General features: G+C 40.2%; 7 protein-coding genes. 2 read left to right on the plus strand and 5 right to left on the minus strand.

What is annotated here, in order from left to right:
• Positions 1-10: 10 nt before the first annotated feature.
• From DVR12_RS00250 to DVR12_RS00260, 3 genes are read right to left on the minus strand one after another with little or no spacing between them, the layout of a single operon-like run.
• Positions 11-1,111: a carboxylate-amine ligase gene (locus DVR12_RS00250; RefSeq protein WP_116973450.1), complete on the minus strand. Its 1,101-nt coding sequence runs from the start codon at positions 1,109-1,111 to the stop codon at positions 11-13.
• A 55-nt stretch (positions 1,112-1,166) separates the two neighbouring features.
• Positions 1,167-2,168: an ATP-grasp domain-containing protein gene (locus tag DVR12_RS00255; RefSeq protein WP_116973451.1), complete on the minus strand. Its 1,002-nt coding sequence runs from the start codon at positions 2,166-2,168 to the stop codon at positions 1,167-1,169.
• A 5-nt stretch (positions 2,169-2,173) separates the two neighbouring features.
• Entirely contained in the window at positions 2,174-2,881 is a 708-nt protein-coding gene (locus DVR12_RS00260; RefSeq protein ID WP_116973452.1) for an esterase family protein, read from the minus strand.
• A 426-nt stretch (positions 2,882-3,307) separates the two neighbouring features.
• On the opposite strand from DVR12_RS00260, the gene DVR12_RS00265 reads away from it, so the two are divergent.
• Positions 3,308-3,829, plus strand: coding sequence for a hypothetical protein (locus tag DVR12_RS00265; protein ID WP_116973453.1), 522 nt, complete (start codon positions 3,308-3,310; stop codon positions 3,827-3,829).
• A gap of 425 nt (positions 3,830-4,254) precedes the next feature.
• Here DVR12_RS00265 and DVR12_RS00270 read toward each other — a convergent pair whose 3' ends face one another.
• Complete coding sequence (locus DVR12_RS00270; RefSeq protein WP_158563166.1) at positions 4,255-7,494, minus strand: TonB-dependent receptor; 3,240 nt, start codon at positions 7,492-7,494, stop codon at positions 4,255-4,257.
• Positions 7,495-7,903: 409 nt separating this feature from the next.
• Here DVR12_RS00270 and DVR12_RS00275 point away from each other — a divergent pair, with 409 nt between their 5' ends.
• Complete coding sequence (locus DVR12_RS00275; RefSeq protein ID WP_116973455.1) at positions 7,904-9,109, plus strand: bifunctional 3,4-dihydroxy-2-butanone-4-phosphate synthase/GTP cyclohydrolase II; 1,206 nt, start codon at positions 7,904-7,906, stop codon at positions 9,107-9,109.
• Positions 9,110-9,168: 59 nt separating this feature from the next.
• Here DVR12_RS00275 and DVR12_RS00280 read toward each other — a convergent pair whose 3' ends face one another.
• Positions 9,169-13,893: a translocation/assembly module TamB domain-containing protein gene (locus tag DVR12_RS00280; protein WP_116973456.1), complete on the minus strand. Its 4,725-nt coding sequence runs from the start codon at positions 13,891-13,893 to the stop codon at positions 9,169-9,171.
• Positions 13,894-14,627 lie beyond the last annotated feature (734 nt).

The following is a 14,627-nucleotide window of genomic DNA, read 5'->3' on the forward strand; positions in this document are numbered from 1 at the left end:
GATCAGGAGTTTATATGCCTGCCAGGAATTGTTCGTTGATAAAGTCTGTTACCGCTACCAGATCATTGGTGTTGGCAAAGACTTCTAATTGCCTGTCGGCCCCTGTTCCACGCTCCAGCAGGGAGTGGGTCGACTCAATAACTTCACGGCTTCCGAGATCATCAACTACATCATCAATAAAATCGAGTAATTCCTGGATTAGAGCGCGGGTATTCACTTCCTTTTCCTTACCAAAATCGATGAGGTGGCCATCAATTCCGTAGCGGGAAGCTCTCCATTTGTTTTCATTGATCAGCGCTCTGTTGTAAATAATGAAATTCAGATTTTGCATGCGTAGTTTATAGATTTTTGCGCATACAGCCTGAAATAGTCCGGCTAGTACTATGGTATCATCTATTGTTAGCGGAACATCACAGATTCTGAATTCAACCGTATTGAAGAAAGGGTGTACTCTCAGATCCCACCAGACTTTCTTGGCGTTATCTATACAGTTTGTTTTGATTAGTAGTTTGATATAGTTATCGTATTCTTCAATGCTATTGAAGAAATCGGGGATACCCGTGCGGGGAAATTTATCAAAAACCTTAGTGCGGAACGATTTAAACCCGGTATTTCGTCCTTCCCAGAACGGGCTATTTGTACTTAATGCGAAAATGTGTGGCAGAAAATATCTAACGGAGTTGGCTATATGAATGGCCATTTCCCTGCTTTCCATGCCCACATGAACGTGAAGGCCAAAGATCAGGTTAGATCTGGCGGCATCCTGCATTTCATTAACGATTTCGAAATATCTGGGATTGTCGGTAATCAGCTGCATTTCCCAATGGCTGAAAGGGTGGGTTCCGGAAGCACCTATTACATAACCCAGGTCGCCGGCAATTTGGGCGATGGTATTTCGTAAAAATGCGACATCTTTACGGGCTTCATGAATATCGGCACAGATTTGAGTACCTACTTCTACTACAGCCTGATGGAATTCAGCTTTAACCTGATCGTTGATCACTTTGTGCGCTTGCTCCACAATTTTTTGCTCATGTGATTTCAGTTCCCGGGTTACTGGGTCCATCACCATGTACTCTTCTTCTATACCAAGCGTAAACGCCTTAAACATGTGAATAGGTTTTAGGAATTACGCTTTCGTAATTCGCTTTACAAATGTAACTTATTCATTTCGCTTTTTTAGGAGCTGATTTAGGCTTGCTTTTTTCTTTTTGGTCGGAGGAAATTGCTTTTTTGATTTTGGGTTTGATGAATTGCCCCCAGGTAAGATTGTCTTTCCCTTGTTTTTGGGCGATAGCCCGTTGAATGGCATATTGGGCACTGGTTTCAATAACCCATTCGAAATTGGCTTCTCCAATTTCAGGATCTGCGTGCGGGGCCGGATTATAACAGTCAATTACGTAAGGTGTACCGTCTCCCCGTACAGCAACTTCAACGGTATTAAAGTCATAACCCAGGTATTGTTGCAACGTTGTAGCTTGCTGTGTAATTGCTTTGAGTAGAGCCGGCTTAGGCTTGTAAGTGGCAGTATAATGTTGTCCGTGAGGCAAATTAGGGTTATATGGCAGTACCCTTACTTCCTTTTGCCCGATGCAAAAGCAGCGGTAATATTCCACAAAATCAATTTCCTCCTGCAGCATCATTACCTGTTTACCTGTGGTAGCGTGTAATTTGAAGAAATCTTCCTTATCAGGTACCTTATATACATCTTTTCCTCCGCCTCCATTGTAGGGCTTCATAAAGGCAGGGAATCCGATGTATTCAAAAATGGTGTTCCAGTCGAACGGATAAACCAGGTTGCGAAAGGATTGGTTGGTTGTATTTTCCGGTTCCTGGAAGGAAGGGAGCAGAGCCGTTCTTGGAACAGTAATATTAAGTTTATCGGCCAGGCTATAGTTGAAAAATTTATCGTCGGCACTCCACCAGAAGGGGTTATTTATAACGGCTGTGCCGGTGGCGGCTGCATTCTTCAGATACGACCTGTAAAATGGAACATCGTGAGAAATTCGATCTATAATTACAGCATAACCTGCATCTTCTCCTTGCAGTACTTTATCTATGGATACCGCTTCAGCAAAAATACCGGGAGGGTTAATTTTATTGACCCTGTCTATAAATGCCTGCGGAAATATGTTTTCCTGCCCAAACAGAATACCGATCTTTTTCATAAATCTTACTTGATAAGTGATAGATAGTGGGGGAGCATTTCCCTCCATATTGGCCAGTCATGACTGGCTTGCGGACGAATATCGAGCCAGTGAGCCATGTTTTTTCGGGTGAGTACCTGTGATAATTGTTCATTGGCCGATCTGCAAACATCACTATCTGCTACTCCCAGTACAATACCCATTCTCCATAGATCATTATGCTTGTTTTCCGGCATATAGTCAATTGGATTATGGAAGTAAATATTATCGTCGTAATGCCCGTCCAGGCGCCCTTTGATATCGAAAATTCCGCTTAAGCTAAGCAGGTAGGAAACCTTATCAGGATATCTGAAAGCAAAATTTGCAGCATGATACCCACCAAAGCTACATCCGGCGGCTACAATTCTGTCGTAGCCTGTTTCAGACTCCATTTTGGGCAATATTTCCTCCCTCAATAGTTTATCATAACAGGAATGGTTATAAGCACGTTGGGCTGGGTTTATATTCGTACAGTACCAGCTTTCAGCATCAATACTATCCGGGCAGTAAACTTTTATCCTGCCTTCTTCAATAAACCAGCGAATAGCTTCTATCAGGCCAAAATCCTTGCTTTCGTAGTAACGACCCATGGATGTAGGAAATAGTAACATTGGGAACCCCGAATCTCCATATACTAACATCTCAAATTCTTTTCCCAAATTTGGCGAATGCCATTTCAGATAGTTTTCGGTCATGGGATAGCGTTTGGATAAATTTAAAAAAAATATTTCAGGTAAATGATTAGAATGGAGACTCATTTTCCTTTCGTGCATTTATTGAAGGGGTTCTAATTACCGAATTCCCCGGTTCTGAATTATAGAAATTGTAGTTTTCATACTTCTGAATGAATGGCTGAAGAGGGTATGTTGGACGTAAAATTGTCCTTATTCTTATCATGAAATTAAAGTGCCATTATTTACTAAATTAGCTACCGTGTTTAATTCTAAAGATTCTGATGCTGATATAAGGGCTATTATAGCAGTATGGTTTTATCAAATGGGTATTTAGGACAACAGTTATTACGAATTCAATTTTGATTAACGTAATTGACTTTGTAAGTAATGAATTCCTATTAAAATATAAGAGATGGTTAAAGAATAATAATTCATTAAACATTCTAAATGAATAAAACAGGAACTAGTCTGCCACTCATAACCAATAGAAATTTTCGTTTGCTGACAATATTTAAATTGTGTGCGCTGCTATTGCTATGTATTTCATTCTATATGGCTTATAGAGGGCCAAGAATCGGCTTTTTAATATTGTTGCCTATCGTTTTTCTATTATGGAATGTTAACTACGTAATAAAGGAATATAGCATTATTGGTAATATTTATCTCCTACCAGATGAAATTGTGATAAGTCATACATCTGGCATAGAAACGAAGTATGTATTTAAGGACTTGAAGAATTTACAAGTATTTATTGGAGGAGTTAAAGGTGAATTGTATGGAGAAAAAGCTATTACAACGAAAACGGGAGTAGATAACTCCCTTATGTTTCAATATTTAGGTGAAAATAAAGAGATAAGATTTTTGCTGGAAGATCAACAGTTGTTTCAATTATCCCAGATTCTTCAATTATGGCAACAAAATGGGATTAAATTAAAGATTCACAATCAATCAAGGGAAATGTTGATTTAAAGCCATTATTAGAACAAAGGTTATTATTCATTGGGGTTGATGATTTCCTACAGAGGTAATTTTGCAAAAAAATCTGCATGCACTTACAAATTCCAATCTGGGTAAAATGTCTAGAGCCAATACTGGACTGCTTGTTTTTTATTTAGGTAAGAACAGTTATTTAGTATATGTATACGATAAAAATAAGATTCCAAATGAGTATAGAAAGGAAACACTAAAGACACACAAGAGCGTTAAACCCGGTTGGTATTATGGAGAAGATATATAGTCAAAGTAATCTGTTTATTATTATAGAGAACGAGGAAATATCATTTTCGATAGTCTGTTAAGAGTAGAGAAAATAATTTTTAAATGATTCGTCAAAATTAAAAAAGCTGCTCAAAATCACTTTTGAGCAGCTTTTTAGTTTTATAAGACTTCAGGAATTAGAAGCTATAGCGCAAGCCAAGCTGTCCTCTCCATCTTGAAGTGAAGTTATTGATATAGTAAGGTTTTTCATCGCCGAAACCATTGATCTCTCTTCTTCTGTCGTATTGGAACACAGGCTCACCATTATTAAATTTTCTAAAGGTAAGTGGAGTAGAGGCATTGTTGGAGATGAAATATGTTTGACCCCAGTCTTTGTTAAGCAGATTACCAACGTTCAGGATATCGAAGGTCAGTTCTACTTTGTGTTGTTTAAAGATAGGCAATACCTGAGCAACTTTGAAGTCGAAGATATTTTCGAATGGAGTACGGCTGGCATTTTTCTTAGCGTTTTCGCCACGATGTTTGCTCAGGTAGCTATCATTACCGATTAATCTTTCCAGGTCTTCGCGTTGCTGTGCTTCTGTACGGGAGTAGGTAACATTACCTGCTTTATCCTTTTGTACGATAGCTTCGAAAGACATATTGCTTAATTCTTTAGAAGTTGGAATATAAATCAGGTCGTTGTTTCCGTTGGTTGCGAAATCGTCACCAGTTGGATCAACAGAGTTGAAGTATACCCAAGAGTAAGGAACGCCAGACTGACCGTTGTAGAATAAGGATACAGTAGTGCGGAACTTATCGTCTTTACCGTATTTGAAAGTTTTGGAAGCTACTGCCAGTACGCGGCTACCCATTGAGTAGTTAGAACGGCCCATTTCCAGGTTATTCAATCCATTCACATTCGGACCAAAGCGCCAGTTGGAAGCAGCAGTTGATGAAGTACCATCGTTCAGAGAGTATGCATCACCGTAAGAGTAACCTACTTTGAAGAAGAAACCATTGTTGGTTACTTTAGTCAATTCTCCGGAGATGTTGTATGCATAACCTTGATTGGTATTTTTCAGCAACAGGATCTGATCACCCCAGTTTTTGTTTAGCTTGGTGAAGGTTGGTCTTTTCAATCCGCCACCTAAAGAAACGCTGTCACCGGTCGCAACAACATTCAGGTTTTCCCATACTGTATTGTTGAGGGTTTTGGTAAAGTTACCTTCAACAATGGCAGTCATACCCCAAGGCAATTTTCTTTCTACTGCCAGGTTGGTTTTGAACATCTGAGGGAACTTGAAGTTTTTGTCGGTCAGGTTAATGTTGGCCGGACGACCAGCAATGTTAGCACCAATTTCAGTCAGGTTACCAGCGCTCCATTGACCGTAGAAAGGATCATTCGGATCATATCTGAAGTTCAGACCATTAGGTACTGCAGTACCGTTAAGGCTGATATTGGTATAAACGTTACCGGTATTGCTATACTGGTTGGAAATCCATACGAAAGGTACGCGGCCGGTGAAGATACCAGCACCACCACGGATTTTGGTCATACCATCGTTGGTAACATCCCAGTTGAAACCAATACGAGGAGAAAACAGTAATCTTGATTTAGGCAAGGTAGCAGTAGAATAACCTGCGAATGCCGGATCTTTCGAGAATGCTACGTTGTCCGGAGGTGCAGTAGGGAATACTGGTAAGTCTACTCTTACGCCATAAGTCAGGGTAAAGTTTCTTCTTACGTTCCATTCGTCCTGAGCATATAATCCGATCTGAGCTGCTTTAAATCCAACGCCATCTCTCAGGCTTGAATCTGCAGTCATGTAGTTGATCTGATATTGTTTTGGACGCAGGTTTTGTAAAAATCCATTGATTGAATCATAAGTATATGATCCGAATGCTCCCTGGATGAAGGTATTTTTAATGTCGTAAAGTTCAGCGTTCGCACCAACTGTGATGGTGTGCTTACCTTTATACATGGTCAGATTATCAGTGAATGTCCAGATTTTCTGACTCAGAGAGTTGGCAGTAGAAGAGAAGTCACTTCCCAGGTTAATGGTACGACCGTTGTCGTTGATGGTAACCGTAGGGAAAGGCTGACCGAGGTAGCTTCTTCTGTCCTGAACATTATTATAACCGATTCTTAATTCGTTACTCAAAGCATTAGAGAAGTTAGAGTTCAACTCAATAACGCTGGAGTTACTTTTAGATGGGAAAGAATAATAGTTGTTGTAGAATGAAGCAGAAGTATTGGATCTGCTATAAATGATATCACTCGCATTCAGGTAATTGTGGCGAATGGTCAGCTTGTGAATGTTGTTGATATTCCAGTCGATACGTCCGAAGAGGGTAGTAGATGGTTTATCACGTTGCTGATCTGTATAGCTACCCAGATCTACATTATAAGTATTTTTAACGTGATCGTAGATCGATTTCAGTTCATCTACCGTTACGTTGGATGCACCTGTAGCCGGGTTGAAATCAATCGGGTTGTTTCTTTTAGATCTTTCTGCGTTTACGAAGAAGAACAATTTGTTCTTAATAATAGGACCGCCTAAAGAAGCTCCGAAGATTTTGTTGCTGAAAGAACCGTATTTGGAACGGGTGCTATCAGGAGCTTTACCAACTAATGCCTGGTCCTGGTAGTAGAGGTATGCCGATCCATGAAGTTCGTTAGTTCCGCTTTTAGTGATAGCGTTGATACCACCGCCGGTGAAACCACTTTGTTTTACATCATAAGGATTCAGCACAATTTGTAACTGATCAATAGTTTCGATTGAGATAGGATTAGCACCTGCCTGGCCACCATTGGTACCAGAAGCAGAAAGACCAAATACATCATTGGTCACAGCCCCATCCACGGCAAATTGGTTGTACTTGTTGCTCTGTCCACCAAAAGAAATACCTAATGGAGAACCGTCTTTTCCACTGGTAGAAACAGAGGCTTGCGGGCTCAGACGCACAAAATCCTGTACGCTTCTGTTTACAGATGGAAGGTTGTTCAACTGAGTACGGGAAATGTTTAAGGCCGTACCACCATTACCTTTTGTAGAGGCTTTGGTTCCGGTTACGCTGATCTCTTTCAGACTGGTAGAGCCTTCTGTTAACTTTACATTTAATTTTAACGGTTCACCCAAACGCAGGTAAATATCGTTAAATGCCTCAGTGCCAAAGCTGATAAAGGAAACTTCAACTTTGTAAGGTCCCCCTACGCGAACGTTAGGGATTGTAAATTCACCACCATTACGTGTTGTGGTTCCATAAATGGTTCCGGTTGGCGTGTGAGTGGCTTTTACAGTAGCCCCGATTAATGCTTGTCCCTTGGCATCGGTAACAACTCCGGTGATACTACTGGTGGTAACTTGCGCATAGGTCGTTACCATCACTGTTATTAACAATGATAATGTGATGAGTAATTTTTTCAGACTCATGGTTCCCGTTGTGATTTGATTTGACGCGGCAAAGGTCATTAAATTTTCTTGTTAAAAATTTAACGCTGAATTAACAAATTGTTAAGCAGACTGATTTCCCTCAAACTGCCTTTAAAATTTGCAAGCATTTTAGTGAAAATGTTTTTCTTGATAGGTTCATTCAGAATATTGGGAAATAATTAGGATTTCTCAAATCGCCAAATTATCTAATGAGTAGCCCTGAAAGTTAAATCAGCATTAGTCATTATCTTATTTATAAATGAAGAAATATATATGTTAAAATTTATTGCTATAATCATGGCAAATCCAATTCTGAGGCACTCTATATTCGTTTGTTGACTTTCTAATTTTTCCTGCTGGATATATCGTAACTTTGCGGCATTCAATATTACTGACCCGGAGGTATAATATGATTCTAGATAAAATTGAAGCCGCAATAGAAGATATAAGAAATGGTAAGCTCGTAATCGTAGTAGATGACGAAGACCGTGAAAATGAAGGCGATTTTGTAACCGCAGCCCGAAACGTAACACCTGAAATCATTAACTTCATGAGCACCCACGGCAGAGGATTAATCTGTGCCCCGCTCGTTGAAGAACGATGTGAAGAGTTAGGCCTCGAACTGATGGTTCGCGATAATACAGCCTTACACCAAACACCTTTTACCATCTCTGTAGATTTACTTGGCCACGGTTGCACAACCGGTATTTCTGCTCACGATAGAGCCAAAACAATTCAGGCCTTAATAGATCCTAATACCAAACCCGAGCATCTCGGAAAACCAGGACATATTTTCCCGCTCAAAGCAAAAACAGGCGGCGTACTGCGCCGTTCAGGTCATACCGAAGCAACAATCGACCTGGCCAGATTAGCCGGATTCGAACCTGCTGGTGTACTAGTGGAAATTATGAACGAAGATGGTTCCATGGCCAGATTACCTCAATTACGAGAAATCGCCGATAAATTCGACCTGAAACTCATCTCAATCAAAGACCTTATCGAATATTTACTGAGCACCGAAACACTCATCGAAGAAGGTGTGAAAGTTCAAATGCCTACCAAATACGGAAACTTCGAACTGATTGCATTTAAACAACTCAATTCAGGAGAAATCCACATGGCATTAAAAAAAGGTAACTGGGAAAAAGATGAACCTGTTCTGGTAAGAGTACACTCTTCCTGTGTAACCGGTGATATCCTCCATTCCCTGCGTTGCGATTGTGGCGAACAACTTCACGCTGCCATGCAAATGGTAGAAAAGGAAGGGAAAGGCCTTATCTTATACATGAACCAGGAAGGCAGAGGTATTGGTTTGATGAATAAGTTAAAAGCATATAAATTACAGGAAGAAGGATTGGATACCGTTGAAGCAAACCTGGAATTAGGCTTTAAAATGGACGAGAGAGATTATGGTGTAGGCGCTCAGATTTTACGCCACCTCAATATCTCCAAACTTCGCCTTATTACCAATAATCCTCGCAAACGAGCCGGATTAAACGGATACGGCCTCGAAATTGTAGAAAATGTGCCTATCGAAATTCATCCTAATCCACATAACGAAAACTATCTCAAAACTAAAAGAGATAAGTTAGGACACGAAATTCTGAAAGGATAATATAATTAATCTATTAAACCGTGAATGTAGAGATTGCAGGCTTGTCTTGCAATCTCTTTTTAATTAGACTGAGTTGTCTCAACTACCTGCTTATTGTCGGAAGAATCTTGTCTGGGCGCTACTTTTGGAACGGTATCGAGCACAGGAACTCTTCTTCTCCTTGCCCCAAATAATTCATTGAATTTATTGTATTCCCGTATATACGAAATACCTATACCCGATTTAGTACGGTTTGCCAGGTTATAAACATCATAGTCCGTTTTGCTGAATGCATTAATACGGAACCTGCCATCCGGAGTTAGTAGATACTCAATTCTGAAGTCACCCGCAAAACGATTGGCATTAGCTGAAGTAGCAGATTTGCCCCAATCATAATCTCCCCCCGCGTACAATCTGAAACGATTATTAAATAAGTTACTGGTAATACCAGCACTCACCTGGTTACGGTCGTATGATGAGTTTTCCAGCGTACCTCCAACGTTATAGGCTCTGTAGTTTACATTCACCCCAATTCCGCTTCCTTTCAATAATACACCTGTGATATTATTTAAGATAGCCTGTGCCTGAGCCGATAATGCCTGCCCCACACTATTTTTACCTGTAATACCCACGTTGGCCGCTGCCGACGCAGTGGCATCATCAGGTAAAAACTGATTAGAGAACAACAATCCCCAAACCTGGAATAATGCCTTATTCTGATCTGTATTTATCTCCTTCAGGTGAGCTGCAACTCCACTTTCGTAAGCCAGACTCCCAACATCAGGAAGTTCAATAGAATAGGTAATATCCGGCTTCATCAAAGCCCCACGCAGATTTATCAATACATCTACTCTTTCGGTTCTTGTAGCGAGTTTGTCTTTATCTGTACCTGCAGTTCCCTGCACCGCCAGGTTATATAAACTTACTTTAGGGAGTGAATACTTGGCCATAATATTCACCCTGGCTTCTGAAGGATCGCCGTTCCAGGTGATCGAACTGTTTTTCTCTATGTCAAACTTCCAGCTGGTAAGTCGCTGGAAGGTGAAGTTATACGACCCATTATTGATTTCGTAGTTACCAAACATAGTGAAATCGCCTTCCGTATTAACAGTAATCTGGAGGTTTCCAGTTCCATTGGCACTGATTATATCGCCGGTGGTTGCATCCAGAATTACATCTATCTGCGCATCCGGATTGGCAGCAATGTCGAGCTTCACGGTTAGTTTGGTATTGTCTTTTTTCTTCTTCTTCTCAACGATTTCAGTTCCGTAGGTTTTGAAATTGATGTAGTCATATTTCCCGATATCCTTACTGTCCGACATCGGCAGATAGAAATGTGTGCCTTTAATAGGCTTGGCAATAATATGCATCTGCATATCATTGATTGGACCGCTGAAATATACTTTACCGTCTGCCAGCACATCTCCATAGAAGAGATCGTTATCATTTGCTGTTGTATTCAAAAACAGGAACCCACGACCCGTAACATCAAAGTCGAAATTCATATCGTTGAAATGGTCATGACTGATATAACCGTTGGCGTTTCCTTTGGTATTGTATTTATCTATGAGTACAAAGTTTCCAAATTCAATCAGGTTATCATCTATATTGATGTTCAGTTTGGGTATTCTATAGTGAGTGCCCAGATAATCTACCGTAACACCAACTGTATCCAGGGTAAGGTTACCTCTTACGGATGGCTGAATGGTGGTGCCTCCAACTTTCACATTACCGGTAACGCTACCACTAAGATTAGATACATAACCAGCCAGGTATTTATTCAGTAAACTGATGGAAGTATTATTTAGTTTGATGGTACCATTGATCTCGTTGTTATGTGATGATAATCCAACGGTTCCCTGAGCCAGAAAGCTTTTACCCTGATTATCGGATTGTACGTTAATTGCTGCTTCTCCGGTAACATGGTTATAGCGGCCATCTACATTTACTATTCCGATAGAGTCGTTATCTATCCTCAATTCCCGGGTCCGCAGGGCTGCATTAATATCCAGGTTACTGGTCGGATCGGTGATATTGATGGTTCCATCAGTGATCCCTTCAATTCGGGTGGTGATTAACTGAGCGGGAATAACATCAGACAGGTTGATATTTTTTAGTGTAACCAGGAATTTAGATTCATCGGGATTAAACTCGTTGGTTTCAACGGTTATTTGCTGATCATTTCTGGTTACCCTGAAATTCTTAACAGTCAGAAAATGTTTGCTCCAATAAATCTCATTGCCGGGAGTTACGTTCCACTGACGTTCATTCACTGTAAAGGCACTATTCAGGAAGTTGATTTTTACTCCTTCCGGTACAGTTATTACACGGGCAAAAAATCCATCCAGCGAGGAAGTATCTTCTGATGAGAAATCTACCTTTACAAAAGAAGTATCATGGCTGGAACTGGCAATAATGATTGGATTTTCAAACAGCATATTTTTGCCTGAAAGAACCTTGCCAACGCTGGTACTGATATTTACCTTGTTGAAATTTCCATCACCTCTAACCTGCAGATCCTGTACCCTATAGCCTTCATAGCCGGCATCTGGAATATTGATATTGAGCAGCAGATTACCATTTCCAATAGTATTTAATGCCCCGCTGATCGTTGATTCGTTGAAGCCGGTGAACTGGTGAGTAATGCCCTTCAAAACCTTATTTACATCTCCAAAATGAAAAGCATAAGTAAAGTTTTGATTGATGACTTTATTATCTGGTGCTTTGAAGTAGCTTGGGTAATACTTATTAAGTAATAACTGGAATGCATCCGGTAATTGGAGGAAGCTATATTCTCCTTTCACGGCACCTGAAATTTCACTACCGGCCAGTTGTAATATTTTCTGATTATCTACGAAATGAGAAGCTACATTGAGGGAATCAAATTCCAGGCGGCGATTATCCTTAAATATGGAAACTTCGTACATTCTGGCTGTTCCGTCGAAGTTATCGATGTTGCTACCGGCAAAGTTCAGGTCCAGTTTCGCCTGAAAGGTTACCGAATCCTGTGTCAGGTGTAAGGCACGAAGGTCGCTTTTATCGATGGTCGATTTAAAATCAAATAGTGGGAGTTCCTGATTAAAGTCGATTGTTCCGGCAAAGTTCATAACCAGGTTCGGGTCATCGGCGGTCAGAGAGCCATTAAAAAGCTTTCTGGCCATGGTTGCATTCGTTTTGATATGCTGATAGTTATACCCGAATAAGGCGATTTCCTGAATATCTGCGTCTACATTCGCTTTCAGCGTTTTAAAGTTGAACCCTGCACCATCTACTTTTGCCGACATGGTAATGGTAGACAGATTCTCATTGTCGAAAAGTGTTCCTATGTTGAAGTTATTGGTGGTTAAACTTCCCGAATACACAGGTACATCTTTATTGGTTTTAAAGTTAAGATCGGAAGTGAGATTGCCGAGGTTGGTCTGAAATTGTCCGTATGCTACAAAGTCATTGATGAACCCGGTATAGCTTCCTTTAAAGCGAATGTTCGACAATTTGTCTATTCTCACGGTGCTTACTATCTCTTTCACTACCGGCATGATTTGCATTACATCCTGTCCGGTGGTTACCAGTTCATCGGCGTGGAAATCGATATAGGTTTCCTCAATTTCCGGTAGTCCGCGCATTTCAAGGCTTCCTTTGAGTTTGGTCGTATTTCCGGCTTCCAGGGAAATATCGGCAGCTTTAAGGTTGCTTACCGGGCCTCTGGCATGGCCAGAAACTGTGATTTCCTTTTTCCAGGAAGAGAGTGGTGGCGCAAAGTAGGCAATGTCGTCAGACGATACCTTGGTATTTTTGAAATGTGCCCGCATGATAACATCATCGATATAGTTATTCATATCGCTGATGTCGTTGTATTCCATGGTATAATAATCACCGATCCTGCTTCTGTTGGTTTGGAGATCGAGTTGGGAAAACTCCATTTCCACCGGCGACATTTTAAAACGGCTTGTAAGTTTCTTCACTTCAAAGCCACTACGTTCTTTGGTGCTTAGTGTAAGATCTCCAATGATACTATCCTTTATCAGGCTGGTATTGGTAAGAGACAGATTGATTTCATTAAAGCGGATATGATGCGGTGCAAAATAGCCAGGTTCGATGGGTGAAGTATCGTCTGGATTATCGACTCCGAAAATACCATCTTTAATATTGATCTCTTTTACAAGCAGGCGCCAGTTATCGTTGTTCCATCGAAGGGTGGAATCGTTATAGGTATAGCTTTTCTCCTTGGGCCTGCGGTGGCGCAAAGGAGAGGAGGCATAATCGGAGATGATAAATTTTGGTCCGGTTACGGTTAACTCCTGTATATCGATATTATGTTTTTTAAGATCCAGGTTTTTGGCATCCAGGAAGAGCTTTTTGGTATAAACACGCATGTCTTCTCCGACCCAGGCATCTACCTGATTGAACTGAACATTGTTGAAGTTCAACTTTTTCAGGTCTAACGACAATCCCTGCGAAGAAGAAGAGGATTTTGGTTTCGTAACAGTATCGGGAGCTGAACTAAAAGCATCTATCAGGAAATCGTAATTCCAGGTAGAATCTTTACTGGTACGGGTTAGGTTGATTTGGGCATCATCCAGTCCTACGTATTTTATGATAGGTTTGTCCTGAAAAAAGAACCAGTCAGTTATTCGTACCTGTAAGTTTCCGGCATAGAGAAGGGTATCTCCTTTCAGATCTTTTACAAGAGTACCTTTTAGCTGCATGCTATTGAAAAGCCGAATATTTACATGGTCGATTGAAACTTCTGTTTTGAGTTGGGCAGACAAACGGCTGGTAACCTCGCGTACGAGGAAATTTTGCACCGCAGGAATGTTTACCAGTATTCCGAGAAGAATGACAAGGCCCAACAAGCACAGTACCAGAATAGTCAGTATTTTTCGTACTTTTTTCAGGCCCTATGAATTTATGGGGCAAAAATAATTAATAGTTATCACCTTCTGGCGAGTATGCCGATAAATATGGGATTTTTCTCGTTGAGATACGGAAATCCAACGTTTTTGTTTCGTACGTGTTTATACGTGAGAAACTGAATTTGTGTTTCTCATAATAGTGTCTGGTCTACGCTTTATACTGATGTTATTTTAAAATAATTTAATAGTATTTTGACTTATTATTAATTATTATTTTGTTATTTTGATTTAATGAGTTAATTTTCAATCCATTAACAAAGATCAACCAAAATAAAACCTTGTCATATAATTGTCAGATGTTGTAAATGAGGTTATTAAGAAAACCTTAACATTTATAATTTTCGCTTTAGAACAATGAAGTAATATTTAGTGAATAGCAAAATTCGAAGTCACTTGTCACTTGTGTCGACCTTCAAATTTTATTAACTATTAAATCGAGTTTTTTATCAGTGAACAAATTGCAACCTGTATTCCCATAGGTACGAATAATCGGATTGGGAGAAAGGTTCGAATCAATCAACATTTTCAATCTATTTCAGACTACTTATCAGTGAACAATTCACAGAAGTCGGTTTCTGTAAGGTGATCGTTTAACCTGAAGGGTTAATTAATCAACCAAATATTTA

This window comes from Chitinophaga silvatica (assembly GCF_003419895.1).
In the GTDB taxonomy this organism is placed as follows: Bacteria; Bacteroidota; Bacteroidia; order Chitinophagales; family Chitinophagaceae; genus Chitinophaga; species Chitinophaga silvatica.